The 24,613-nt window shown below is 69.6% G+C and carries 21 protein-coding genes; 13 read left to right on the top strand and 8 right to left on the bottom strand.

Annotation, left to right across the window (positions count from 1 at the left end; translation table 11 throughout):
- Positions 1-143: 143 nt before the first annotated feature.
- Together E0H50_RS13060 and E0H50_RS13055 are read left to right on the top strand one after the other, a co-directional pair.
- Positions 144-3,056 carry a glycosyltransferase family 2 protein gene (locus E0H50_RS13060; RefSeq protein ID WP_131287513.1) on the top strand — a complete coding sequence of 971 codons (2,913 nt, stop codon included), beginning with the start codon at positions 144-146 and terminating at the stop codon, positions 3,054-3,056.
- Positions 3,053-4,534: a DUF5719 family protein gene (locus E0H50_RS13055; RefSeq protein WP_131287511.1), complete on the top strand. Its 1,482-nt coding sequence runs from the start codon at positions 3,053-3,055 to the stop codon at positions 4,532-4,534. Before E0H50_RS13060 ends, E0H50_RS13055 begins: the two co-directional genes overlap by 4 nt.
- Positions 4,535-4,541: 7 nt before the next feature.
- Here the strand turns inward: E0H50_RS13055 and E0H50_RS13050 are convergent, their stop codons facing one another.
- Positions 4,542-4,925, bottom strand: coding sequence for a DUF3499 domain-containing protein (locus E0H50_RS13050; RefSeq protein ID WP_131287509.1), 384 nt, complete (start codon positions 4,923-4,925; stop codon positions 4,542-4,544).
- 31 nt (positions 4,926-4,956) lie between these two features.
- On the opposite strand from E0H50_RS13050, the gene E0H50_RS13045 reads away from it, so the two are divergent.
- The 3 genes from E0H50_RS13045 (at position 4,957) to E0H50_RS13035 (ending at position 7,352) form a co-directional block, all read left to right on the top strand.
- On the top strand, positions 4,957-5,403 hold the full coding sequence (locus E0H50_RS13045) for a metallopeptidase family protein (protein WP_238150937.1): 447 nt from the start codon (positions 4,957-4,959) through the stop codon (positions 5,401-5,403).
- Between the two features lie 136 nt (positions 5,404-5,539).
- Entirely contained in the window at positions 5,540-6,616 is a 1,077-nt protein-coding gene (locus E0H50_RS13040) for a Gfo/Idh/MocA family protein (protein WP_131287507.1), read from the top strand.
- A complete protein-coding gene (locus tag E0H50_RS13035; RefSeq protein WP_131287505.1) occupies positions 6,609-7,352 on the top strand; it encodes a ThuA domain-containing protein in 744 nt (247 codons plus the stop codon). Before E0H50_RS13040 ends, E0H50_RS13035 begins: the two co-directional genes overlap by 8 nt.
- Here E0H50_RS13035 and E0H50_RS13030 read toward each other — a convergent pair whose 3' ends face one another.
- Positions 7,353-8,192, bottom strand: a complete 840-nt coding sequence (locus E0H50_RS13030; protein ID WP_131287503.1) for an ABC transporter ATP-binding protein — start codon at positions 8,190-8,192, stop codon at positions 7,353-7,355. It lies immediately after the preceding gene.
- The gene (locus E0H50_RS13025; RefSeq protein ID WP_131287501.1) at positions 8,189-11,287 is read right to left on the bottom strand and encodes an FtsX-like permease family protein; all 3,099 of its coding nucleotides are present in this window, start codon (positions 11,285-11,287) and stop codon (positions 8,189-8,191) included. The genes E0H50_RS13030 and E0H50_RS13025 overlap by 4 nt, the downstream gene beginning before the upstream one ends.
- A 111-nt stretch (positions 11,288-11,398) precedes the next feature.
- Between E0H50_RS13025 and E0H50_RS13020 the strand changes: the two genes are divergently transcribed.
- Genes E0H50_RS13020 through E0H50_RS13000 form a run of 5 tightly spaced genes read left to right on the top strand, consistent with a single transcriptional unit; the run spans position 11,399 to position 16,209 of the window.
- Complete coding sequence (locus E0H50_RS13020; protein ID WP_131287499.1) at positions 11,399-12,784, top strand: phosphomannomutase/phosphoglucomutase; 1,386 nt, start codon at positions 11,399-11,401, stop codon at positions 12,782-12,784.
- Positions 12,785-12,988 carry a Trm112 family protein gene (locus E0H50_RS13015; RefSeq protein WP_130382481.1) on the top strand — a complete coding sequence of 68 codons (204 nt, stop codon included), beginning with the start codon at positions 12,785-12,787 and terminating at the stop codon, positions 12,986-12,988.
- A gap of 10 nt (positions 12,989-12,998) precedes the next feature.
- Positions 12,999-14,075, top strand: coding sequence for an SIS domain-containing protein (locus tag E0H50_RS13010; protein ID WP_131287497.1), 1,077 nt, complete (start codon positions 12,999-13,001; stop codon positions 14,073-14,075).
- The gene (gene manA / locus E0H50_RS13005; RefSeq protein WP_131287495.1) at positions 14,069-15,223 is read left to right on the top strand and encodes a mannose-6-phosphate isomerase, class I; all 1,155 of its coding nucleotides are present in this window, start codon (positions 14,069-14,071) and stop codon (positions 15,221-15,223) included. Before E0H50_RS13010 ends, manA begins: the two co-directional genes overlap by 7 nt.
- 26 nt (positions 15,224-15,249) lie before the next feature.
- Positions 15,250-16,209 carry a cation diffusion facilitator family transporter gene (locus tag E0H50_RS13000; RefSeq protein WP_131287493.1) on the top strand — a complete coding sequence of 320 codons (960 nt, stop codon included), beginning with the start codon at positions 15,250-15,252 and terminating at the stop codon, positions 16,207-16,209.
- 15 nt (positions 16,210-16,224) lie between these two features.
- Here the strand turns inward: E0H50_RS13000 and E0H50_RS12995 are convergent, their stop codons facing one another.
- Both E0H50_RS12995 and E0H50_RS12990 read right to left on the bottom strand, forming a co-directional pair.
- Positions 16,225-17,166 (bottom strand): acyl-CoA desaturase, encoded by a 942-nt coding sequence (locus tag E0H50_RS12995; protein WP_131287491.1) that lies wholly within the window; start codon positions 17,164-17,166, stop codon positions 16,225-16,227.
- 129 nt (positions 17,167-17,295) lie between these two features.
- Complete coding sequence (locus E0H50_RS12990) at positions 17,296-17,655, bottom strand: MerR family transcriptional regulator (RefSeq protein WP_131287489.1); 360 nt, start codon at positions 17,653-17,655, stop codon at positions 17,296-17,298.
- 122 nt (positions 17,656-17,777) lie between these two features.
- On the opposite strand from E0H50_RS12990, the gene ahcY reads away from it, so the two are divergent.
- Entirely contained in the window at positions 17,778-19,214 is a 1,437-nt protein-coding gene (gene ahcY, locus E0H50_RS12985; RefSeq protein WP_131287487.1) for an adenosylhomocysteinase, read from the top strand.
- A gap of 98 nt (positions 19,215-19,312) precedes the next feature.
- Here the strand turns inward: ahcY and E0H50_RS12980 are convergent, their stop codons facing one another.
- On the bottom strand, positions 19,313-20,245 hold the full coding sequence (locus E0H50_RS12980; RefSeq protein WP_238150936.1) for an RDD family protein: 933 nt from the start codon (positions 20,243-20,245) through the stop codon (positions 19,313-19,315).
- 72 nt (positions 20,246-20,317) lie between these two features.
- On the opposite strand from E0H50_RS12980, the gene E0H50_RS12975 reads away from it, so the two are divergent.
- Positions 20,318-21,313, top strand: a complete 996-nt coding sequence (locus tag E0H50_RS12975; protein ID WP_131288533.1) for a stage II sporulation protein M — start codon at positions 20,318-20,320, stop codon at positions 21,311-21,313.
- A gap of 42 nt (positions 21,314-21,355) precedes the next feature.
- Positions 21,356-22,123, top strand: coding sequence for a DUF1206 domain-containing protein (locus E0H50_RS12970; protein ID WP_131287485.1), 768 nt, complete (start codon positions 21,356-21,358; stop codon positions 22,121-22,123).
- 10 nt (positions 22,124-22,133) lie between these two features.
- Here the strand turns inward: E0H50_RS12970 and E0H50_RS12965 are convergent, their stop codons facing one another.
- Together E0H50_RS12965 and E0H50_RS12960 are read right to left on the bottom strand one after the other, a co-directional pair.
- Positions 22,134-23,720 (bottom strand): ABC transporter permease, encoded by a 1,587-nt coding sequence (locus tag E0H50_RS12965; RefSeq protein ID WP_131287483.1) that lies wholly within the window; start codon positions 23,718-23,720, stop codon positions 22,134-22,136.
- The gene (locus E0H50_RS12960; protein ID WP_131287481.1) at positions 23,717-24,613 is read right to left on the bottom strand and encodes an ABC transporter ATP-binding protein; all 897 of its coding nucleotides are present in this window, start codon (positions 24,611-24,613) and stop codon (positions 23,717-23,719) included. Before E0H50_RS12960 ends, E0H50_RS12965 begins: the two co-directional genes overlap by 4 nt.

Below are 24,613 nucleotides of genomic sequence, written 5' to 3'. Positions count from 1 at the left end.
GCGAACGTCGCCCGGGGCCCGCGGCTTTCCTGAGCCGGGGGCCGCGGCTTTCCTGACTCCTCGACGGCGGCTGTATGGTGAGTCCTCGCCGGGACCTGCGGTCACGGTGACCGTCCGCAAGCATCGAGGTGTCACAGCTCCGCATGGAACAAGAAGCCCCGGCCGGCTGGGAATTCTTCGACTCCGTCGATTTCCCGACCGATCACACCGGCGACCACATGCGTCGTCCGCGGGTCCGGCATGTCGTCACCGCGGTGGTGGTCGGGCATGAAGGCGCGGCCTGGCTGCCGCGGCTGTCCGAGGCGTTGTGGGCGCTCAACCCGCGCCCGGACCGGCTGATCGCGGTCGACACCGGATCCACCGACGAAACCGCCGAACTGCTGGCCGGGATGCCTGGCGTCGAGCCGGTCGTCAGCGTCTCCGCGCGGACCGGTTTCGGGGTCGCGGTCGCCCGCGGTCTCGAGGCCCACGGCTTCGCGCCGATCCCGAGTGCCGTCGGCCCGTACGGCGACGACGGCCACATGCCCGTGGTGGAGTGGCTGTGGCTGCTGCACGACGACTGCGCGCCGGCGCCGAAGGCCCTGGAGAAATTGTTGCTCCAGGCCACCATTGCGCCGAACACCGGTGTCTGGGGCCCGAAGCTGCGGCTCTGGCCGCGGGACCGGGAGCTGCTCGAGGTCGGCGTCACCACGTCGCTCGGCGGCCGCCGCGACACCGGCATCGAGAACGGTGAGCTCGACCAGGGCCAGCACGACCAGCCGCGGAACGTGCTCGCGGTCAGCTCGGCCGGCATGCTGGTACGCCGCGACGTCTGGGAGGCGCTGCGCGGTTTCGACCCGCGGCTGCCGATGTTCCGCGACGACATCGACTTCGGCTGGCGCGCGAGCCGCGCCGGCTACCAGGTAGGCGTCGCGCCCGACGCGGTCGTCTACCACGCGCAGGCCGCGGCGACGGGCGAGCGAGCACTGGCCGGTACTCGCCGGCACGCGTACCAGCTCGACCGCGCCCACGCGTACTACACCGTGCTCGCGAACGCCCCCGGCAAGCTGCTTCCGCTGCTGATCCTGCGGTTCCTGTTCGGCACCGTGATGCGGTCGATCTGGTTCCTGCTCGGTAAGACACCGTCCGGCGCCGTCGACGAGTGGACCGCGTTGCTCGGCACTCTCCTCGCCGGCGGCTGGACACAAGCACGCAAGAACCGCCGAAGTCTCGACCAGGTCCCGTACGACGACATCAAGGGACTGTTCTCCCGGTCCGTGCACGCACTGCGGCACAACCTGGAGGAGACGACCAGCACGATCTCCGAGCGGATCCGCGAAGCGTGGGCGGACGAGCCGGAAGAACAGGTCGTCACCACTGCCCGGCGGGCAAAGTCCACCGCGCGCGTGGCGGTCGACCAGCCGAGGTGGCGGCGTCAGCTGATCCGGCGGCCGTTCCTGATCGCGTGGGTCGTGCTGGCCATCGGTGCACTGATCGCGGCCCGCGATCTGATCGGCGGCGGAGTACTCCGTTCCAACTTGCTGCTGCCGGCGCAGGAGAACCTCGCGGCGTTGTGGCACGCGGCGGCGTCCGCCCCGCCGGGCGTGACCCCGCCTGCCTGGCTGGCGCAGTTCTGGGCGTTCTCGACGGTCATGTTCGGTCCGACCGGGGCGACCAACGTCCTGCTGCTCGGTGCGGTGCCCCTGGCCGGTCTGGCCGCGTGGGCGTTGCTGCGCGCGTTCGTGGTCGACCGCGTGGCACGGGCCTGGGGCGCATCGGCGTACGGGCTGGCTGTCTTCACGAACGGTGCGATCACTCAAGGGCGGATCGGGACGTGTGTGGCGGCGATCGTGCTGCCACTGCTCGGTGCGGCCGTTCACACCGTTGCTCGACGGCGGCGTGTGGTTGTTCAGGGCAGTTGGCGGGCCGCGTGGTTCGCGGGGATCTGTCTGGCGGTGCTGTTCGCGTTCACGCCGGCACTGGCTCTGCTCGTCAGCGTCATCCTGGTCCTCGGCGCAGTGCTGGGGCTCGGCTGGCGGCGGCAGGGGCGCCAGTTGGTGTTCTCGGTCGTGCTCGGCCTGCTGCTCGTGCTTCCGTGGACGCTGGACCTCGTGCAGCACCCGTCGAAGCTGGGCTGGGAGGCGGGCGGTCCGCCGACCGCTGCGATCGGTCCGGGCGACAGCCTGCCGCATCTGCTGACAGGTACGCCGGTCGGTGCGCCGGCGCCGTGGTGGTTCGCCGTACCGCTGATTCTGGTGGCTCTGGTCAGCCTGCTGCGTCAGTCGCGGCAGCGGTACGAGCTGCTCGGGTGGTTCGCCGCACTCGCCGGTCTGGCCGGGACACTGGTCGCCAGCCGGCTCGGCGGTGGCAGTGGGCCGTTGATGTTCCTGATGACGGCCGGCTGGATCATCACCGTCGCGGTCGCCTGGGACTCGGTCGGCAAGTCCACCGAGATCATCGTCCAGGGCGTGCTCGGCATCGTTCTGCTGACGACTGTGGTGACGGCCGGGTTCTGGCTGGTGCGTGGGGTCGACGGTCCGTTGTGGCGTGGTCCCGCTCAGGACCTCCCGGCGTACCTGGTCGCTTCGCAGGACCCGCCGGACAACCAGTCGATCCTGGTGGTGCGGAAGGCGCCGGAAGGCCAGATGCGGTTCTCGCTGGTCAAGAACGGCGGACCGCGGATGGGGGCGCTCGAGGCGGCTCCGACCGCGGCGCAGACCAAGCCGCTCACAGACGTCCTGGCAACACTCGGTGGTGGCGGCAGCGGCGAGGAAGGCCGCCAGCTGGCCGCTCTCGCGATCGACTACGTGTACCTGCCTGGTCCGGTGGACCTGACGCTGCAGTCGACGCTCGACTCGCTGCCGGGCCTGACCAGGGCCAGTGCGAACGACGGCGACGCCTCGTGGCTCGTCGACCGGTCGAAGATCAAGGGCGAGACGCCGCTGGTCGACCAGACTCACAACGTCTGGCGCATCCTTGGCCTGATCGGCTGGATCCTCGCGCTGATCTTCTGTCTGCCGACGGTGCGCCGCACCGTCGCCGTACCGCAGGGCACCCACGCGAGGAGGGACCGGTGAGCCGGTTGCTGTCCGACCCGCGTCTCCGGATCGGAGCCGTCGTCGTCGCCATGGCCGCACTGGCCGGGATCGGTCTGGTCATCAAGCCCGAGAAGGCCGACACCCAGGCGCAGGCCGCTGTCACCGAGCCTGCCCGCACAGTGGTGAACCGTACGGCGCTGTCCTGCCCGGTGCTGTCTCCTGGCGGCAAGATGGCCAGCGTGGTGAACGGTGTGGCGCCGACACTGCCGGAAGGTACGCCGACGGCGCCGGGGACCGCTGACCCGTTGACGATCGCTCCGCTGCCGACCACGTCGGACCCGGTCGGGTCGCTGCTGAAGCGCGGAACGATCGGCTCGAGTGCGGTAGTGGTCAAGCCGGAGCCGTTGTCCATCAAGGGCACCGGACCGCTGGCCGCGGGGACGGTCGGCACGAGTACGACGACCGCGCAGGACGGCGTGAACCGCGGGATGGCCAGCGTGCCGTGCCAGGTGCCCGGGTCGGACTTCTGGTTCGTCGGAGCGTCCGGTGCGAGCGAACGGCGTGACGTGCTGGTGCTGACCAACCTGGACAGCATCAACGCGGAAGTGAACGTCAGTGTGTACGCGCGGAACGGTGCGCAGGACCTGCCCGCGGCACGGGGCATCGTGGTCCCGGCACTCGGCACCTTCGAGCTGTTCCTGAAGCAGGTCGCTCCGAACCTCCGCGACCTCGCCCTGCACGTGGAATCGACAGGTGGTCGGGTAGCGGCCGCCGTCCGGTCCAACGCGTCGAACGGCAGTCAGCCCGCCGGTGTGGACTGGCTGAACACCTCAGCGGCGCCCGCGACCAAGGTGTTCGTGCCCGCGGTCGCTCCCGGCGCCGGTCTGCGGATCCTGTCGGTCGCGAACCCCACCGACCTGCAGGCGACCGCGAGCCTGACCGTGAACGGGCCGAACGGGCCGTTCAAGCCGGCCGGTCTGGAGACCATTCAGATCGAAGCGGGCTCGGTGAAGACGTTCATGCTCGACTCGGTGCTGCACGGTGACGCCAGCGCGATCACCGTGACGTCGGATCAGCCGGTGACCGCGTCGGTGCGGTCCACGGACGCGAGCCGGACCGAGTTCTCGTCGATCGGGTCGGCGGAGGCGCTGACCGGACCGGCGTACCTGGTCATTCCGGCGCACAAGCAGCCGGCCGTACTGCAGGTGACCGCGCCGGGGAAGACCGGCAGCGTGAAGTTCGAGCTGCGGGACGCGGCCGACCGGGTGCTGACCACGCGGGCGCTGGACATAGTGGGTGGCGCGACGACACCGATCTCGTTCCCGGCACAGCCGCGGCCGACGTACCTGATGGTTCAGCAGACCCGCGGGACGGTGGTCGCGGGCGTCACGCTGATGCCGGCGGCGAAGCCGGGCGATGACGACGTACCGCAGGTGGCCGCGTGGCCGTTGACGACGTCGCTGGTGTTCCGCGCTCAGCTGGGCGCCCAGCCGGACGTCAGCGCTGCGCTGCGGTAACTAGGCCCTAGCCTTCGTTGGTGTTGGCGCCCGGGTCCTGCAGCATGCGCAGGTGGCCGCGGCGGGCCACCTCGACCGGAGCGCCCGGCGTACCGGTGCCGGGCTCGCGGCGTGGCAGGGGACGTGCTGCCTCGCGGACCGCGTTCGCCAGAGCTTCCAGGTCGTCGGACGACGGGCCGGCAGCTGCGGGGTCCGGAGCGAGCCGGATGACCTCCCAGCCGTTCGGAGCGGTGAGGCGGTCGGCGTGGTCGGCGCACAGGTCGTAGCAGTGCGGCTCGGCGTACGTCGCGAGCGGACCGAGGACGCAGGTCGAGTCGGCGTACACGTAGGTGAGCGTCGATACGGCAGGCTTCTGACATCCGGCGCGCGAACAGATCCTGGCGATGCTCACGACCAGACATTACGCCCACTAGGCTGAGCGCGTGACCGAGGCTCGCCGTCATCGCAGGCACATCGACCGCCATGGGCGCGGCATGCTCGGCCCGATCAGCCGGCCGAGCACGTTCGCGCCGCGTGGTCTGCCGCTGCAGCGGTCCGCCGCCGCGCAGTTCGACGAGGTGGTCGCGATCGAGGTGACCCGGCTGGAGAAGCGGCTGCCGCAGGTGGTCGCGCGGGTCGAGTTCGCCATCGAGGACGTGCCGAACCTGGACCTGGACGCCACCGAGATCCCGCTCACCCACGCCAGCGGCGGTACGTCGCACGAGCCGTACCGGATCGTGGTGTTCCGGCGCCCGATCGAGCTCCGGGCCGAACGCTCCGGCGCCGGCCTGTCCTGGCTGGTCCGCTCCGCGCTGGTCCTGGAGTTGGCCGACGTGCTCGCGCTGTCTCCCGAGCAGATCGATCCGGACTTCGACACCGACGACGACTGATCCACCCTGGCCCACCCTGGCCTGCGCTGCCGCGTGACCTGTCTGTTACACCAAGCGGGTTGACGGGTGTTCAAACCTGTTCCGTAGTGTGGGAAGCAGTTGTGTCCTTCGTTGTCATCGGGAGAGGATCGTCTCTGTGAACGATCAAAAACTGCGGGTCGGTGTCGTAGGACTGGGCTTTGCCGGACGGACGGCGCTGGAGGCGTTCTCCGAACTGCCGGACGTCGAGGTGATCGGCCTGGCCGGTCTGGAGAAGGACATCCTGACCAGCCTGGGCGAGAAGCACGGCGTACCGCATCTGTACGAGCGGTGGGAGGACCTGCTCGAGACCCCGGGGCTGGAGGCGGTCAGCATCGGTACGCCGACGCAGCTGCACGCCCCGATCGCGCTGGCGGCCCTGCAGAAGGGCCTGCACGTGCTGTCCGAGAAGCCGCTGGCCCGGACCGTGGCCGAGGGCACCGCGATGGTCGAGGCCTCCAAGCAGGCCGGCCGGGTGCTGAAGGTCGTGTTCAACCACCGCGAGCGCGGTGACGTCGCGGCGCTCAAGCACCAGATCGACGAGGGCCAGCTCGGCCGGATCTACTACGCGAAGGCGCACTGGATGCGCCGCAACGGCATCCCCGGGATGGGCGGCTGGTTCACCAACCGCGAGCTGTCCGGCGGCGGGCCGCTGATCGACCTCGGCGTGCACATCCTCGACATGGCGCTGCACCTGATGGGTGAGCCGCAGGTGAGCACGGTGTCGGCGAGCACGTTCGCCGAGCTCGGCCCGCGCGGCAAGGGCAGCCGGGACCCGAACGCGAACACGCTCGGATCGGCGTTCGAGGTGGAGGACCTGGCCACGGCGTACCTGCGGTTGCAGGGTGGCGGCGCGCTGCAGCTGGAGACCAGCTGGGCGACGTACCGGGCGCCGGGCGACAACTTCGGGATCGAGCTGTTCGGGACCGACGGCGGCGCCAAGATCGAGGTGCAGAACTACACCAACGAGGACACGCTGCGGATCTTCACCGACGTCGGCGGCGTACCGGCCGAGGTGAAGCCGGCGACCGGCGCCGGGCTCGGCCACCGCGCGGTGGTCGCGGAGTTCGTCCGGATCGTCAAGAGCGGTGAATGGGAAGGCCAGAACGGGTCCGAGGCGCTGCTGCGGACCGAGATCATCGACGCCTGCTACGCCTCGGCGAAGGCGGGACGAGAGGTTGTGCTCCATGACTGAACCCATTCGCGTGACGGTGTGGGGCGAGAACGTCCACGAGGGCCGCGACGAGACCGTCCGCAAGGTCTACCCGGACACCATGCACGAGACGATCGCGGCGGCGCTGCGGGACAAGCTCGGTCAGGAAGTGGTCGTCCGTACGGCGTGGCTGCAGCAGGACGAGCACGGTCTGACCGAGGAAGTGCTCGCCGACACCGACGTACTCACCTGGTGGGGGCACGCCGCGCACGGTGACGTCGACGACGCGATCGTCGACCGGGTGCAGCAGCACGTGCTGTCCGGCATGGGCCTGATCGCGCTGCACTCGGCGCACTTCAGCAAGATCTTCATCAAGCTGATGGGCACCACCTGCTCGCTCGACTGGCGCGCCGAGAACGACCGCGAGCTGATCTGGACGGTCGCCGCCGGGCACCCGATCGCGCAGGGCGTCCCGCACCCGCTGGTGATCGAGCGCGAGGAGATGTACGGCGAACTGTTCGACATCCCGCAGCCGGACGAGCTGGTGTTCGTCAGCTCGTTCTCCGGCGGCGAGGTGTTCCGCTCGGGCTGCTGCTACCGCCGCGGCCAGGGCCGGGTCTTCTACTTCCGCCCCGGCGACCAGGAGTACCCGACGTACCACCAGCCCGAGGTCCAGCAGATCATCGCCAACGCCGCCAAGTGGGCCGCCCCGACCAGCCCGCGCCAGCTGCCGACCGTCCACCACCGCAAGGACCCGGGCTGGTTCGAGAAGGCCTGATCACGCCTGATCTTCTTGCTGTACAGGACGTAGCCGTACGTCGCCGTCCTCGGTGGTCGTGACCCGGAGCAGGGTTCCTGGTGCCAGGAGTTCGGCGACGTGCGGTGGTAGCGGCAGGGAGCCGTCGGTGGCGACGACTGCGAACTCCTCGCCGCTGCGGCCCTCGGAGGCGATCCGTCCGTCGCGGATGGTGACAGTGCGGGGGAGCAGGGCGGCGACTTCGGGGTCGTGTGTCACCAGCAGGACCGTCATACCGGTGCTCGCGTTGATGGTCGAGATCGCGGCGAGCACCTCGTCCCGGGCCGCGTGGTCCAGTTGACTCGTGGGCTCGTCGGCCAGCAGCAGACCGGGGAACGTCGCGATCCCGACGGCGACCGCACAGAGCTGGATCTGCCCGGGTGTCAGCGACTGCAGCCGAGCGTGGGCGTGGTCGGTCAGGCCGACGAGGTCGAGTACCTCCTCCGGTGCCGGCAACGACCGATCGCCGGCCGCGGCGCGCTGTGCGTACTTGACGTTGTTCACCGGCGACAGGTATGGGACGAGGTTGCGCCCGGCGCCCTGCAACACGATGCCGACGTCGCTGGCGCGCATCCGGTCCAGCTCGGGCTCGGTCATCGTGGTCAGGGTGTGTTCGCCGATCTGCAGACGCCCGGCGCTCGGCGTCAGCAGACCGCCGCAGAGCTGCAGCAGTGTGGACTTGCCGGCGCCGGACGGGCCGAGCAGACCGACGATCTCGCCGGGCCGCACAGCGATCCCGATCCCCGACAAGGCAGCGACGTCATGGCCTTGGCTGCGGTAGATGTGCACCAGGCCGCTGGTGCTGATCGCCAGTCCGCTCATGACAGCTCCTCCCGGATCCGGCCGTAGCCCGCGCGCCTGTTCACGGTCGTGCCCAGGACCAGCGTCGTGGCAGTCAGTACGACGGTGCCGCCCAGCCAGAGGATCAGCGCCACGGGCCAGTTGATCGCCAGGTCGAGCGGTATCGGCGACGGTTCGGTGGTCTCCGCGAACAGCGGGAACATCGGCAGCGCGATGTGGGCGCCGATGACCCCACAGGCCGACCCGAGCAGCGCTGCCAGCACGACCGGTCCGGTCTGTTCCCAGCGCGCGGCCCCTCCGGTCGTGGCCGCCGGTACGCCGTTGATGCGCAGGCTCGCGTAGTCCTGCGCCCGGGAGCGCCAGGAGCTGACGCCCATCAGCAGCAGTACGACGACTGCGAGCGCCCAGCTGGCGAATCCGACGATCGGGGTGAGCTGCAGCGCGAGGGCGCTGGCGGAACGCCCGTACCCGGCGATGCGGTCCGACCGTTGATCGACGAGCGTGGGCGTGACTCCGGCCGCTTTGAGGCCGTCCATGACCTTGCCGACGTTCGCCAGCCCGTCGGCGTTCAGCCAGAGCTCGAACTCGGTCGAAGCGCGGTCCACGCCGCCACCGAACCGGCGGGCGGTCTCCAGATCGAGCACGGCGACCAGGTCGGTGTGGCGCGGCACCGGGATCCGCGGATTGCCCAGCTTCGCGATCGGGATCGCGATCCCGTCGAAACCCGGCACCGTCAGAGAATCGCCGACGGCGTCCGGGCTGACCAGCGCCGGCACCGGCGTGGGGGCGGCGGCATGCTGGAGGTTCAGTTCGCCGCCGAGGCTCGTGACGTCGAGCGTCAACCCGTTCGGCCCGTCCGTTGCCGTGATGCCACCCTGATCGGCTTCGATCTGCTGGCCGCTCTTCCAGTTCTCTGCCTTGCCCAGCGGGATCTGCTGGGTGTCGGTCGTCAGCCGGCTGATCGCGACCTGCCCCCTGACGCCTGCGACATCCCCGACTTCGCGGGACACCCCGAGCCGGAGCAGCAGGCAGGACGGCTCGCAGCCGATCACCGTGCTCAGCGTGACCGGACCGCCGCGACCCAGCGGTATCGGCGGGAAACGCACGAGATACCGCCCGCCGCTTTGCTGGTTGACCACCGTCGCCTGCAGGACCACCGACTTGGCCGGCTCCTCGGGCGCAGGAATCACGCCGTCATCGGTCGGCGGCTCGTACGGCGAGACGCCGCTGACGTCCGCGGTCACCGTCATCCGCTGACCGGTCAGCTCGATCGGTTTCGGATCCGTGGGCGCCCGGAGCTTGCTGAAGCCGTCGGCATCGGTGAGCCGGTCGCCGCGGAAGGCGATCCGCTGATAGCTGTCCGGCTCGATCAGCACGGCACGCAGGCTCTCCGCGGACGGTGGACTGGTGAGTACGACGGGGGTCAGCCACCGGCGCTCCGGGTCGACCTTGTCGGCGGCCGCGGTGAACTCGCCGAGGTTCGCGGTGTCGATCGCCAGTACCGCCTCGGCGCCGGTTTCGTAGCCGGCCCGGGTGTCCCGGTTGCGATCGCCGACCGAAGCCGCCTGACCGGCGAACGACGCCAAGCCGGTCGCGACGGCGACGACGGCCACGAGCCGCGTCACGGCTGGCCGCCTCGCCACCTGCAGAGCGCCGAGCGCGAGACCGAGCCGCCCGCTGCGCAGCGCCTGCCGGCTGACCAGTCCCGCGGCCGGCAACAGCAGGTGCGCGAAGGCGAGACCCACGGCCAGAGCGAGCAAGGTGGGAGTCAGGATGGGGAGCGGGCCGCGGCCGCCACTGGTCAGTCCTGTCACCAGTCCGGCCGATGCGACGACGATGACCGTGAGATCGATCAGGCCGATCGTGCGGTGCCGTCCGCGGAGCGGGATCCTCCGCAGCAGGCTGGAGATCGGCCGGCGGACGACGGTGCGGACCGACAGCACGACGACCGTCAGCCCGGCCAGCGCCGCCACAGCGACCGCTGCCGGAACCGTCCACGGCATCTCCAGGGGCGCTCCTCCGCCCAGCCAGGCCACTCGTACGGTGAGGAGCATCGCGAAGCCGGCCACCGCGCCGACCACGGTACCGAGCAGCACGGGTACACCTAGCTCGACGGCCAGCGTCCGGCCCGTCGTACCGGCGCCTGACCCGCGCAGTCGGGAGACCGCCAGTTCCGGTCGGCGCTGGTCGACCACCGTGGCCAGCGCCAGCGCCAGTACAACCACTCCGAACAGGGCCACCTGCACCATGACCAGCGGGATGATCGTCGTAGCCTGCCGCCGTTCCGCCTGGATGCTGTCGATGACCGAGATCAGCCCTGAGCTGTTCTGCGCGTCCATACCGCGTTCGGCGATCTGTATCTCGAGTTGATCGGTCGCCTGCCGGATCCGGTCCAGGTCGTCGGCTCGCGCGCTGCCCGGCCGCGGGCGGGTGTCGAGGGTCGAGTAGGCACCCAAGGCCTTGCCGGCGAGCGTGTCACGTTCGGTGAGGAGGAAGTCGCCCAGCGGCGGCTGCGAGTCGCTGGCCTGCCGCGAGTTCCCGATCGGCCTGCGGCCGAACCAGTAGGCGTCCTCGGCGTCCGCCTGGTAGATCCCGACCACGCGGAGCGGGCTGCGCGTCGGGTCGCTGGCGGTCTGGGCCCTGAGCGTCGTACCGATCTTCAGGCCGAAGTTCTTCGCGTCCGCTGTCGACGCGGCGACCTCACCCGGGCCGCCGGGGCACCGGCCGGCGGTCAGTTCGAGCTGGGCGCAGTAGCCGTCCCGCCACACCACTCGGCCCTGGACGGTCGGCCTGTCGTTGCCGCGACCCCAGATCACCGCGGCGGCCCGTCCGTACACCGGTGGGGTGAACAGCGGCTTCAGATCGGCCGGGACGAGCTGGGCGAGGTCCTCCGGCGGCGTCGATTCGGCCGGTCCGCGGACGGCCGTCGACGGGATCGTCTTGAGCTGCCAGGCCGCGGAGTTCCACTGGTGCGTCAAGGCCTCGGTCGTGACGGTCTGCTCGACCGCGCGCGCGAACCAGGGCGCGAACGCTGCGCAGGCGCCGATCAACAGGCTGATCCCGGCCAGGACCAGCGCCTGCGACCACCGGTACCGCAGAGCCATCCGCAGGAACATGCTCGGCCACCCCCCAGGTGCCAGGTCACGCCGGTCGGTGACCAAGGACCGAACATACGACAACGAGAGGCTGAGATACAGCTTGGTCGCTGTGCCGGATAGGGTCCGTGCATGGTTGATGTTGCGGGGATCTTCAAGGCTTATGACGTCCGGGGGGTTGTTCCGGACCAGTTCGACGAGTCGGTGGCCCGGGCGACGGGGGCTGCGTTCGTCGAGGTCCTGGACGTGCTGGGCGGGCCCGGCGCGGTCGTGATCGGGTACGACATGCGGCCGTCCAGCCCGGGGCTGGCGGCTGCCTTCGCGGAAGGTGTTGCGAGCACCGGCGCCGACGTGATCGACATCGGCCTGGCGTCGACCGACCAGCTGTACTTCGCGTCCGGCCGGCTCGATCTGCCCGGTGCGATGTTCACCGCGAGCCACAACCCGGCGCAGTACAACGGCATCAAGCTGTGCCGCGCGGGCGCCGCGCCGGTCGGCTCCGACTCGGGGCTGCGCGACATCGCCGACCTGGTCGCCAAGGCGCTGACCGAGGGCCCGGCGACCGGATCCGCCGCGGGCCACATCACCCACAAGGACCTGCTGACCGCGTACGCCGACCACCTGCACCACCTGGTCGACCTGAGCGGCATCCGCCCGCTGACCGTGGTCGTCGACGCCGGCAACGGCATGGGCGGCCACACCGTCCCGGCCGTGTTCGCCGAAGGGCCGGTGACGATCGTCCCGATGTACTTCGAGCTCGACGGCAGCTTCCCGAACCACGAGGCCAACCCGCTCGACCCGAAGAACCTGGTCGACCTGCAGGCCAAGGTCCGCGAGACCGGCGCCGACCTCGGCCTGGCCTTCGACGGCGACGCGGACCGCTGCTTCGCGGTGGACGAGAAGGGCGACCCGATCTCGCCGAGCGCGATCACCGGCGCGGTCGCCGTCCGCGAGCTCGCGAAGCACCCGGGGTCGGCCGTCATCCACAACCTGATCACGTCGAAGGCCGTCCCGGAGCTGATCACCGAGCACGGCGGTACGCCGGTCCGCGCGCGCGTCGGCCATTCCTACATCAAGCAGAAGATGGCCGAGACCGACGCGGTGTTCGGCGGCGAGCACTCCGCGCACTACTACTTCCGCGACTTCTGGCGCGCCGACACCGGCATGCTGGCGGCGCTGCACGTCCTGGCCGCGCTGGGTGAGCAGGACAAGCCGGCCAGCGAGCTGTTCGCCGAGTACGAGCGGTACGTCGCGTCCGGCGAGATCAACAACAAGGTCGCGGACGCGGCGGCGACCGTCGCGGCGATCGAAGACACATATTCTGGCCTCGAGGGCGTGACCGTCGACCATCTGGACGGGTTGACCGTGTCGGCGGGACAGTGGTGGTTCAACGTCCGTGCGTCGAACACGGAGCCGTTGCTGCGGCTGAACGTCGAGGCGGCGGACCGGCCGGAGATGGAACGCGTCCGCGACGAAGTACTGGCCCTGATCACCGGAGCATCGGTGGAGGAGAACTGAATGGCAGTCAATCTGGACCCGGACCTGCTGAGCATCCTGGTCTGCCCGAAGTGCCGCTCGGAGTTCCGCGTGGACGACGAGGCGAACGAGCTGATCTGCACCAACGCCGCCTGCGGGCTGGCGTACCCGGTGCGCGACGACATCCCGGTGCTGCTGATCGACGAGGCCCGGGACACCAGGGAAACAGCCGCGACAGAGAGCTGACACTTAGCTGATGAGCGTCTTCGACGACACCCGGCTGGACGACCCGGCCGCACTCCAGGCAGCGGACCATCTGCTGCGACGGCTCGCGATGGCCGGCGCCCGGGTCCGCGCCGAGCTCGAAGCGTCCGACGACGTGCTGTCCACGCTGACGTCCGACGGTTTCCGGCCCCGCGCTGTGGTGGCCGCCGGCCGGGACGCCCGGCTGGTCCGGGCCGTGCTGGAGCCGGTGTGCCCGGTTCCGTTCCTCGCCTGGCCCGGTCCGGGACTGCCCGGTTGGGCGGGTCCCCTCGACCTGGTCGTCGTACTCGCCGGTGCTTCCGAGGACCTGGACGCGGTCTCGGCCGCGGGCGAAGCGGTACGACGTGGTTGCGGGCTGATGGTCGCCGCGCCGGAGGACTCGCCGGTGGCGATCGCCTCGGCCGGTCTGCGGCACGCGATTCGCCTGCCGTCCCAGTCCGACGACCAGCTGGCGTCCGCGGTCGCCGTACTGCAGGCGCTGCACCAGATGGACCTGGGACCGGAGGTGGACCACAAGGCCGTCGCGGCGATCCTGGACGAGGTAGCGATCGAGTGCTCGCCCAACAAGGACGTGGCCTCCAACCAGGCCAAGGACCTCGCACTGGTGCTCGCGGACGCGTTGCCGCTGGTGTGGGGCGGTTCGGTGCTCGCTGCGCGGGCGGCACGGCGTGTGGTCGAGGCGCTGCGGCTGGCGAGTGGTCGGCCCGCTCTGGCCGCTGACGCCGGTCACCTGCTGCCGGTGCTCAACCAGCCGCCGCGGGACCTGTTCGCGGACCCGTTCGACAAGGCGGAGGAGCTGCGGCCGGCTCTGATCATCCTCGACGACGGCGTGGAGGATTCGGGCGTCGCCGAGCACCGCCGCAAGCTCGAGCAGAAGGCACAGGCGCACGACGTCCGTGTGCACACAGTCACGCAGGCCGACGGCACGGACATCGCCCGGTACGCCGCCCTGACCCAGCACGGCCGGTACGCCGCGGCGTACCTCGGGATCGGCCTGGGCCGCTACGGTACGGCGGTCGACGACGATCCGGCCGAGCCGGGGATTCCTTCGGAGGACCCAGCGTGGTAGTTCCGCTCCAGAACACGATCCGCGACTACGCGTGGGGTTCGCCGACCGCCCTTCCCGAGCTGCTCGGGGTGCAACCGGACGGCAAGCCGCAGGCCGAGATGTGGATGGGCGCCCACGAGTCCGCCCCGTCGGTCCTGCCGAACGGCGACACGTTGTACGACGTGGTGTCCGCCGACCCCGCCGCGGTGCTGGGCGCGGAGACGACCGAGCGGTTCGAGGGCCGGTTCCCGTTCCTCGCGAAGCTGCTCGCGGCCGGACAGCCGCTGTCGGTCCAGGCGCACCCCTCCCGGGAGCAGGCGATCGACGGGTACGCGCGGGACGAGGCGGACGGGATCCCCCGGGACGCCGCGGACCGGAACTACAAGGACGCCTGGCCGAAGCCGGAGATCCTGATCGCGCTCGAGCCGTTCGACGCACTGGTCGGTTTCCGGCCGCTGGAGAGCACGGTCGCGCTGCTGGACGCGTTGGGGCCCGCCGGGTTCGGCGAGCTGACGGACCTGCTGCGCAACGGCAAGCTGCGCGAGGCGTTCACCGACTTCATGAGCCGCGACCGGGACGCGATCCGTCCGCTGGTCGCCGCCCTGGGGTTCGCGATCGACACCTACACCGGTGACGCGTTCGCGCTGGAGCGCGAGACCATGAGCCGGCTCTGCGCGGATTTCCCGGACGATCCCGGCGTCCTCGCGGCCCTGCTGCTGAACCGGGTGCGGTTGCAGCGGTTCGACGCGGTCTACCTCCCGGCCGGGAACGTGCACGCGTACCTGCGAGGGCTCGGGTTCGAGGTGATGGCGAACTCGGACAACGTGCTGCGCGGTGGGCTGACGCGCAAGCACATCGACGTACCGGAACTGGTGTCCGTGGTGGACTTCGAGCCGCTGGCGGATCCGGTGCTGACCGCGACCGCGGACGGGGTCTACGAGACCGGTTGCCCGTACTTCGCTGTCCAGCGGGTCGATCTGGACGGCGGCGAGCGGACCGTGGAAGGTGCCGGGCCGCGGATCATCTGCTGCGTGGCCGGGACCGTCGATGCTGTCGGCAAAGAATCTGCTGAGAGCTTGTCCGCAGGGCAGTCCGCGTTCGCCTCGGGAACCGAAGGACCCTGTACCCTGCGTGGTTCCGGCACGGCGTTCGTCGTGTCCGCACGCTGATCTCTTTCCGGAGGACTCGAACAACCATGGCTGGTGGCGGAAACAAGGCCGTTGTCGCGGCTTTGCTGGCGAACACCGGGATCGCGATCACCAAGTTCGGCGCCTGGGCCCTGACCCAGTCGGCGTCGATGCTGGCCGAAGCGATCCACTCACTCGCCGACGCGGGCAACCAGGTGCTGCTGCTGGTCGGCGGTCAGCGGGCCAAGCGCGCGGCCGACGAACTGCACCAGTTCGGGTTCGGCCGGGAACGGTACGTCTACTCGTTCATCGTGTCGATCGTGCTGTTCAGCGTCGGTGGTCTGTTCGCGCTGTACGAGGGCTACCACAAGGTGCACGATCCGCACGGCATCGACAACTGGAAGTGGGTTCCGGTCGCGGTGCTGGTGGTCGCGATCGTGATGGAGACCCTGTCGTTCCGGACCGCGATCGTCGAGGCGAACAAGGTCCGCGGGCACGTGTCCTGGACGCGGTTCATCCGGAACGCGCGGGCTCCGGAGCTGCCGGTCATCCTGCTGGAGGACTTCGCCGCGCTCACCGGTCTGGTGCTGGCGCTGATCGGCGTCGTGCTGACACTTGCCACTGGCAACGGTGTGTACGACGGCCTGGGGTCGATGGCGATCGGCGTGCTGCTGGTCTGCGTCGCGATCTTCCTGGCGATCGAGATGAAGTCGCTGCTGCTGGGTGAGTCCGCGACCCGCGAGGCGCAGCAGAAGATCGTCGACGCGATCGAGAACACCCCCGGTGTGCAGCGCCTGATCCACATCAAGACCCTGCACCTCGGCCCCGAGGAGGTCCTGGTCGCCGCCAAACTCGGCGTCGAACCAACCGCCGACGCGGCCGTCGTCGCCGAGGTCATCGACGCCGCCGAACGAGCAGTCCGCGAAGCCGAGCCGATGAGCGTCCACATCTACCTCGAGCCCGACGTGTTCCAGGAGAACCACGTCCCCGACGAGCGTCCCGCCGTACCCGAGGCGCCTTCCCACTGAGAGGCCCTCTGACTGTCAGCGTGCCGCGGCACGTTTCCTTTCGAGCCGGTCCCGGTCGGGCCACCTGACGTCGTACGCCCAGCCGAACTGTTCGAATCGCTTGATGATCCAGGCATTCACGTCGATCTGGCCCTTGAGTACGCCGTGGCGTGCGCAGGTGGGGTCGGCGTGGTGCAGGTTGTGCCATGACTCGCCCTGGCTGAGGATGGCGAGCCACCAGACGTTGCCCGACCGGTCGCGGGCGCTGAACGGCTTCTTGCCGGTGACGTGACAGATCGAGTTGATCGAGAACGTGACGTGGTGCATCAGGGCGACGCGGACCAGTGTGCCCCAGAAGAATCCGGTCGCCGCGCCGTGCCACGACCTGTCCCACAGCCCGCCGATGACTGCGGGCGCCAGCAGGGAGACCGCGGCGAGCGCACGGAAATGCCGTGAGATCGCGGCCAGGTCGCGGTCGCGCAGGAGGTCCGGTGCGTAGTGCCTCGGGTCGGCGCGATCCGAACCCCAGAGCACCCAGCCGGCATGGGCGAAGACGAATCCTTTGGTCACCGCCCAGGCCGTGGTGCCGTAGCGCCAGGGTGAGTGTGGATCTCCGTCGCGGTCGGAGAACTTGTGGTGCTTGCGGTGGTCGGCCACCCAGCGGATGACAGGTCCTTCGAGCGCGAGGCTGCCGGCGATCGCGAGCGCGATCTTGAGACCACGCCTGCTCTTGAACGAGCCGTGGGTGAGGCCGCGGTGGTAGCCGGCGCCGATACCGGTCGTGGTGATCACATAGAACACGACCAGCAGGACGATGTCGTGCCAGCCGATCCAGCCGCCCCAGGCGAAGAACATCCCGGGCAGTAGCGCGAGAGTGGGTACGACGATGAACACCCAGATGAGCGCTCGTTCGAGCCTTCCGCCGACTGCCTGGAACTCGCCGGGTGGGGCATCGTCCGGAACTGCCGCTGTAGCCATGATCGACACCCCGCAAGTACTCCGTCGGAGTGCGCCGGGGGCTGGGGCAGCACCGCTCCGGATCTGGCGGAGCGTGACACTTCGGTACCCAATCTACGCCCGTCGAACCACGCCGGCCGGCCTCGGAGGTCAGTGGGGTTTGGGCGGGAGTACACCGGAACGTCCCAGCCATCTGAGCGCGCGGTCGCGGTCGATCTGCGCCTGGGTGGGCGGGGCGGTCAAGCGGCCGGTGCGGTAGCCGAGGTTGCGGATGTCGGCGGCTACGGACGGTTCGGCGAGGGCTCGCAGGGCGAAGGCGAGGGCGGCCGGCGTCACGTCGTACCGGCGTTCGAGATCGAGCGCCAGCCGGACGGCGGCCAGGTCGCGGTCGTCGTACTGGCGTTGTGCCGTGTGCTCGGATCTGGAGCGTGGCAGCAGGCCGAGTGCCTCCCGGTAGCGCAGCATGCGCGGAGTGGTACCCAGTTGGCGAGCGGCCTCGGTGATGCGCATAGCATCAATCCTGACATTTCGGTGTCAAAAATGCGCCTGGAGCGATCAAACCGCGTGGCTCGGCCCTCTAGGCTCAGCACGGAACCAATCACTGTCTTCAGCACTGTCTTCAGGGGAGCGGCATGACCTTCGACTACAAGGTGGCGGACCTCGGCCTGGCCGAGTTCGGGCGCAAGGAGATCCGGCTGGCCGAGCACGAGATGCCCGGCCTGATGGCGATGCGCGCGCAGTACGGCGAGAGCAAGCCGCTGGCCGGCGCGCGGATCATGGGCTCGCTGCACATGACGATCCAGACCGCGGTGCTGATCGAGACGCTGACCGCGCTCGGTGCCGAGGTGCGCTGGGTCTCGTGCAACATCTTCTCCACCCAGGACCACGCCGCCGCGGCGGTCGTCGTCGGCCCGGAGGGTTCCGCCGAGAACCCCGCCGGTGTGCCGGTGTTCGCCTGGAAGGGCGAGACCCTGGAGGAGTACTGGTGGTGCACGGAGCAGGCGCTGAAGTGGCCCGGTGAAGAGGGCCCCAACATGATCCTGGACGACGGCGGCGACGCCACGATGCTCGTCCACAAGGGCACCGAGTTCGAGAAGGCGGGCGCCGTACCGGACCCGTCGACCGCGGACTCCGAGGAGTACGGCGTCGTCCTGAAGCTGCTGACCCGCACGCTGCAGGAGGACCCGCAGCTGTGGACCACGATCGGTCAGGGCATCAAGGGGGTCACCGAGGAGACCACCACCGGCGTGCACCGGCTGTACGAGATGCACAAGGCCGGCGCGCTGCTGTTCCCGGCGATCAACGTCAACGACTCGGTGACCAAGTCGAAGTTCGACAACAAGTACGGCTGCCGGCACTCGCTGATCGACGGCATCAACCGCGCCACCGACGTACTGATCGGCGGCAAGGTCGCGGTCGTCTGCGGGTACGGCGATGTCGGCAAGGGCTGCGCCGAGTCGCTGCGCGGCCAGGGCGCCCGGGTGATCGTCACCGAGATCGACCCGATCTGCGCGCTGCAGGCGGCGATGGACGGGTACCAGGTGACGACCGTGGACGACGTGGTCGGGATCGCCGACATCTTCGTCACCACCACCGGCAACAAGGACGTCATCACCGCCGATCACATGGCGGCGATGAAGCACCAGGCGATCGTCGGCAACATCGGCCACTTCGACAACGAGATCGACATGGCCGGGCTGTACAGGACGGCCGGCGTCGAGCGGGTCAACATCAAGCCGCAGGTCGACGAGTTCCGGTTCCCCGACGGCCACACGATCATCGTGCTGTCCGAGGGCCGCCTGCTGAACCTGGGCAACGCGACCGGGCACCCGTCGTTCGTGATGTCGAACTCGTTCACCAACCAGGTGCTGGCGCAGATCGAGCTGTTCGTGAAGACCGCCGACTACCCGACCGAGGTGTACGTGCTGCCGAAGCACCTCGACGAGATGGTCGCCCGCCTCCACCTCGACGCCCTCGGCGTCAAGCTCACCGAACTGACCAAGGAGCAGTCCGCGTACCTGGGCGTCCCGGTCGAGGGCCCGTACAAGGCCGAGGCCTACCGCTACTGAGCGGACGCCCAGGCAGGCACAACCCCCTCCAAACGGTCCGGAACGGCCTTTTGGTGGGGGTTTTGCGTGCGTGCAGGTTCAGGTTCGTCGCTACGGCGTCAGGACCACTGACTCGACTCGTTGCTGCCCGGGGCGGCCCAGCCTTGGGCGTTGACTGTTGCGGGGTGGGGTGTCGACAGCGGTGGCGGCGGGGCGAACGGGCCCGGCGCGGGTGGGGGCGGCGGGAGAACGCCGTACGGGCTTGGTGGGGCGAACGGGCCGGTGTGGGTGAGGCGTTGGGTGGAGAGGCGGTGGAGTTCTCGGCGGCGGCGTTCGGCGAGGACGGCCGACAGGTAGGCGGGGGCGATGATCTGGGTCGGCGGTGCGGGGGCGATCACGGCGGCTACACGGGCGGCCAGTGCCTCGCCGATGGCGTGCTGGGCGCCGGGCAGGAGTTCGGCGTACCGGGACAGGTAGTCGCGGGCGGCGTTGGCGAGCTCGTCGGACAGCCGGGACAGCTCGAGCGACTGTGCCCACTGGACCAGGTGGCCGGGGACGAACAGCGGCGGTGACGCCATCGACTGGTGCCGTTCGCGAATGACGACCGTACCGGCGACCATGTCCCCGATCCGCTTGCCCTGCTTGTTCATCAGGCTCGCCACGATCCCGGGGCAGGCCGCGAACCACGGCGCGAAGTCGACGAAGAACCACATCAGCGTCCGCACCAGCGCGTGCCGGAACCGGATCGAGCTGCCGTCGTCGCGTACGACCTTCAGCCCGAGCACCATCTTGCCCAGTGTCCGTCCCCGGGTGAGCGTCTCCATGACGACCCGATAGCCGACCACCACGAGCAGTACGACGATGAAGATCAGCGCGATCGCCAGCGCCTCACTGGACTCGCTCCCGAACAGGAAACCGGCGAGCAACGCGATCAGAACGGTCAGGACGATGCCCTGCAGCGCCATGTCGATCGCACACGCCAGTGCCCGCGTCGGCATCCGCGCGATCCGCACCTGGAGGACTACCGCTTCGCCGGTGACCAGCTGCGACACCTAGCCGCCCCCCTCCTCGGTAGACACTCAGTCCGGTTAGTCTGCCACCAGTCGGGTGGAGGAGGTGTGGCGGTGGACGTAGAAGCCTTTGTCTCGGTGCACCAGCCGCAGTGGGACCGCCTGGCCTATCTGACGCGTCGGCAGCGCCGCCTGTCCGGTGCGGAGGCCGAAGAGCTCGTGGTGCTCTACCAGCGCGTCGGCACCCACCTGGCTGCGCTGCGAGCGGCCGGAGCGGACCCGGTGTCGATCGGTCGCCTGTCCGGGCTGATCGCCGACGCGCGTGGCGCCGTGACAGGTGCTCAGGCTCCCGTCTGGCGTGACATCTCGAAGTACTTCCTGGTCAGCTTCCCGGCCGCGCTCTACGCGTCCAGACGCTGGTGGCTAACCATCGGTCTGCTCTTCTACCTGGTGACGGCCTGGGCCGCGTGGCGGGTGCTGGCGCACCCGGAGGTGATGGACTCGATCGCTACGCCGGGCCAGATCAAACAGCTCGTCGAGCACGACTTCGAGTCGTACTACTCGGAGAACCCCGCACAGGACTTCGCACTCCGCGTCTGGATCAACAACGCGACGATCAGTGCCGCCGTCCTCGCGCTCGGCATCCTGCTGATCCCGTCCGTCTTCATCCTCTGGGACAACGCGCTCAACCTCGGCCTCAGCGCCGGGCTGATGATCGGCCACGACAAGGGCGGTCTGTTCTTCGGTCTGATCACTCCGCACGGTCTGCTCGAGCTCACCGCGGTGTTCGTCGCGACCGCGGCCGGTCTGCGGCTCGGCTGGTCCTGGGTCGTGCCGGGGCCCCGGACCCGCATGCAGTCCGTCGCCCAGACCGGTCGCGCCACCGTCGGGATGGCGATCGGTCTCGCCGCGGTCCTGCTCGTCACCGGGCTGATCGAAGCGTTCGTCACACCGTTCCTGCCCGTCGCGGTCCGCGTCACCATCGGCATCCTCGCCGAGCTGGCGTTCTTCACCTACGTCTGGACCCTCGGCCGCCGCGCCTACCGCCAGGGCGAGTACGGCGACATCGACGCAGCGGACCGCGAGGCCACGGCACCTGTCTCCGCCTGACAGTTCCGCCTGACCGTTTCGGTCCTGGGCACTGGGCAGGATATGAAAGCAGCCCAGGAAGTCCGCCACAGCAGACCGTACGAACTCGCGATCACGACCGGACTGGTCGCGTACGGCGTCGTACACCTGCTGATCGCCTGGATCGCGCTGCAACTCGCGTTCGGCAAGTCATCGCAGGAGGCTTCGCAGCAGGGCGCTCTGCAGGAGCTGGCCGGTGGACCGCTCGGTGGCGTGCTGTTGTGGGTCGTCGCGATCGGTCTGTTCGCGCTGGTCGTCTGGCGGGTCCTGGAGCTCGGGTGGGGCCATCTCGACGTGGAGAAGAAGGTGTCCTCGATCGGCCGCGCCATCGTGTACCTGGTGCTGGGCGTCAGCGCGGTGAAGATCGCGGTCGGCTCCGGCAGTTCGGGCAGCGGGCAGCAACGGACGCTCTCCGCTCGACTGATGGAGCACGGCGGGGGACGGGTGCTGCTGGTCGCCGTCGGTATCGGGATCATCGCGCTCGGCTGCTACCACGTGTACAAGGCGGTCACGAAGAAGTTCCTCGAGGACCTGGTCGGCGGAGTCTCCGATGTGACGATCCTGCTGGGCCGGATCGGGTACGTCGCGAAGGGGATCGCCTTCGCCGTGGTCGGCGTGCTGGTCGGGTGGGCGGCGATCGACTACGACCCGCAGAAGGCCGGCGGTCTCGACACCGCACTGCACACGATCAAGGAGCAGCCGTTCGGTTCGGTGCTGCTGACGGTGCTGGCGGCCGGGATCGCGGCCTTCGGCGGGTACTGCTTCATCTGGTCGCGGAACGCCCGCCACTGAGCTGTTTGCTCTAGGCCGGCAGGTCCCTCCGGCGCAGTCCGACCAGACCGGCGAGACCGACGACGACCGCGATCGCCAGCAGGACGATCAACGGACCGGCCGACACCGACCCGCCCGGCAACGACGGGAGATGGGTGAACGGCGAGATGTCGCGGATCCAGTCGGCGGTGCTGACACCGGCGCTCACCAGGCCGATCAGAATGCACACCGTCGGCCCGGCCCAGGACGCCATCGAGGCCTGCGGGAAGAACCCGAAGATCGCGATCGCGATCGCGGCCAGGACCCAGACGGCCGGCAACTGGGTGAGCGCCGCACCGACCAGCCGGGGCAACTGTCCGCCCACATCGCCGATCGCCGCGCCGTACGCGAGCCCCTCGGCGACACCCGCCGCGAGCAGTGCGACGGCCGGTCCCAGCAGGCTGAACACGAGATGGCTCGCGGCCCACTGCCAGCGACTCGTCGCGGTCGCCAGCACCGGCTCGACCCGCCCGCTGCTCTCCTCGACGCGCATCCTGAGGGTGGCCTGGACGGCGTACGCCGAGGCGATCAGGCCGACGAGCATCATCACCCCTGCCAGGAACGAGTCGATCAACCCGGCCGCACCACCCATCCGCTGGAACATCTCCTGGATGCCCGGATCGTCGCGCATCATGTCGCCGACGCCTTCCGCCACACCGCCGAACAGCAAGCCCAGCAAGGCGAATCCGACGGTCCACGCGGCGAGCAGACCGCGGTGCAGCCGCCACGCGAGCGCGAGCGGTGAGCCCAGGGTCCCGTCGGTTGGCCCGAGCCGGTCGGGTAGCAGGCCGGCGCCGACGTCCCGCCGTACGGCGAGACTCACCGCTGTGATCACCAGCAGCACGGTCGCTGCGAGGAGGACGACCGCCAACCACCAACGGTTGTCGGCGTACGGGTGGATCCGTTGTGCCCAGGCGATCGGGGACAGGTACGACAGCCACGCGAGCGGGCCGTCAGTGTGCGCACTGGTGTCGCCGGCGGCCCGCAGTACGTAGGCGCCGCCGAGTACGCCGATCGCGATACCGCGTGCCGCCCCGGCGCTCGCGGTCAACTGGGCCGCGACGGCGCCGATCGCCGCGAAGAGCCAGCCGGTACCCGCGTAGACGATGCCGATGGCAACCGATCCGGCGAGCGGCAGGTCCTGGCTGTGCATGCCGAGGGCAAGCAGTACGGCGAGCACCAGGTTCGCGCCGAGCACCGTGATCAGTGCGGCGGCCAGCTGCGCGTGCCGCCCGACGACAGTTGCCCCGAGCAACTCACGGCGGCCGGTCTCCTCCTCGACACGGGTGTGCCGGATGATCGTCAGCAGGCTGATCAGCCCGACCATCACCGGTACGAACCCGAGTCGCCAGGTCACGAACTCACCCAGGCTCGGCCCGGACAGTTCGCCGTACAAGGTGATGAAGCCGGCGTTGCTCGCGTACTTGACCCGCGACTCCGGCGTCGGGAACAGGTCGCCGTACTCCTGCACGTAACTCACCGAGATCGCCACGAGCAGCACGATCCACAGCGGCAGTACGACGCGATCGCGGCGCAGGATCAGCCGGATCAGGCCGCCGGTGCCGGCGAGGGATTTCATCGCACGGCCTCGGGTTCGTACAGCCGCAGGAACAGTTCCTCCAGCGACGGCGGCTGGCTGACCAGGCTTCGTACGCCGATCTCGGTCAACCGACGCAGTACCGGGTTGATCTCGTCGGTGTCGACGTCGAACTGGACCCGTCCGTCGATCGTCTTGAGGTCGTGGACGCCGGTCAGCTGCGCGAGACCGTCCATCGGGCCGACCAGCTCGGCCTGGATCGACGTCCGGGTGAGGTGCCGCAGTTCGTTCAGCGTGCCGCTCTCGACGGCGCGGCCGGCCCGGATGATCGTGACGCGATCACACAGCGCCTCGACCTCGGACAGGATGTGGCTGGACAGCAGGACCGTCCGGCCGTCGCGGTCGCTGATCTCCTGCACGACCTCGCGGAAGACCTCCTCCATCAACGGATCCAGGCCACTCGTCGGCTCGTCGAGAAGCAGGAGCTCGACATCGGAGGCGAACGCCGCGACCAGGGCGACCTTCTGCCGGTTGCCCTTCGAGTACGCGCGCGCCTTCTTCCGCGGGTCGAGGTCGAACCGCTCGAGCAGCTCGGCCTTGCGTTTCTTGTCCACACCGCCGCGCATCCGCCCGAGCAGGTCGATCGCCTCGCCGCCGGACAGGTTCGGCCACAGCGTCACATCGCCCGGCACGTACGCGAGCCGGCGGTGCAGCTCGGTCGCGTCCGTCCACGGGTCGCCGTCCAGGACCACAGCCTTGCCTTCGTCGGAACGGGTCATTCCGAGCAGGATGCGAATAGTGGTCGTCTTCCCCGCGCCGTTCGGGCCGAGGAACCCGTGCACCTCACCGGTTCGCACCGTGAGGTCGAGACCGTCCAGGGCGTGCGTACGCCCGAACCGCTTGACCAGACCTTCCGTGCTGATCGCAGCCGGCAT

The organism is Kribbella sindirgiensis, assembly GCF_004331435.1.
In the GTDB taxonomy this organism is placed as follows: Bacteria; Actinomycetota; Actinomycetes; order Propionibacteriales; family Kribbellaceae; genus Kribbella; species Kribbella sindirgiensis.
Note: the sequence above shows the minus strand (reverse complement) of the source record. Positions and strands in the feature narration are given on the sequence as shown.

Excerpts from the sequence above, each read along its gene's own strand:
- E0H50_RS13020 (WP_131287499.1), top strand. The coding sequence starts at position 11,399 with ATGGTTGATGTTGCGGGGATCTTCAAGGCTTATGACGTCCGGGGGGTT.
- E0H50_RS12960 (WP_131287481.1), bottom strand. The coding sequence starts at position 24,613 with ATGCCGGCTGCGATCAGCACGGAAGGTCTGGTCAAGCGGTTCGGGCGT.
- E0H50_RS13015 (WP_130382481.1), top strand. The coding sequence starts at position 12,785 with ATGGCAGTCAATCTGGACCCGGACCTGCTGAGCATCCTGGTCTGCCCG.
- E0H50_RS13035 (WP_131287505.1), top strand. The coding sequence starts at position 6,609 with ATGACTGAACCCATTCGCGTGACGGTGTGGGGCGAGAACGTCCACGAG.
- E0H50_RS12990 (WP_131287489.1), bottom strand. The coding sequence starts at position 17,655 with ATGCGCATCACCGAGGCCGCTCGCCAACTGGGTACCACTCCGCGCATG.
- E0H50_RS13000 (WP_131287493.1), top strand. The coding sequence starts at position 15,250 with ATGGCTGGTGGCGGAAACAAGGCCGTTGTCGCGGCTTTGCTGGCGAAC.
- E0H50_RS13030 (WP_131287503.1), bottom strand. The coding sequence starts at position 8,192 with ATGAGCGGACTGGCGATCAGCACCAGCGGCCTGGTGCACATCTACCGC.
- E0H50_RS12965 (WP_131287483.1), bottom strand. The coding sequence starts at position 23,720 with ATGAAATCCCTCGCCGGCACCGGCGGCCTGATCCGGCTGATCCTGCGC.
- ahcY (WP_131287487.1), top strand. The coding sequence starts at position 17,778 with ATGACCTTCGACTACAAGGTGGCGGACCTCGGCCTGGCCGAGTTCGGG.
- E0H50_RS12995 (WP_131287491.1), bottom strand. The coding sequence starts at position 17,166 with ATGGCTACAGCGGCAGTTCCGGACGATGCCCCACCCGGCGAGTTCCAG.
- E0H50_RS13010 (WP_131287497.1), top strand. The coding sequence starts at position 12,999 with ATGAGCGTCTTCGACGACACCCGGCTGGACGACCCGGCCGCACTCCAG.
- E0H50_RS13025 (WP_131287501.1), bottom strand. The coding sequence starts at position 11,287 with ATGTTCCTGCGGATGGCTCTGCGGTACCGGTGGTCGCAGGCGCTGGTC.
- E0H50_RS13060 (WP_131287513.1), top strand. The coding sequence starts at position 144 with ATGGAACAAGAAGCCCCGGCCGGCTGGGAATTCTTCGACTCCGTCGAT.
- E0H50_RS12970 (WP_131287485.1), top strand. The coding sequence starts at position 21,356 with ATGAAAGCAGCCCAGGAAGTCCGCCACAGCAGACCGTACGAACTCGCG.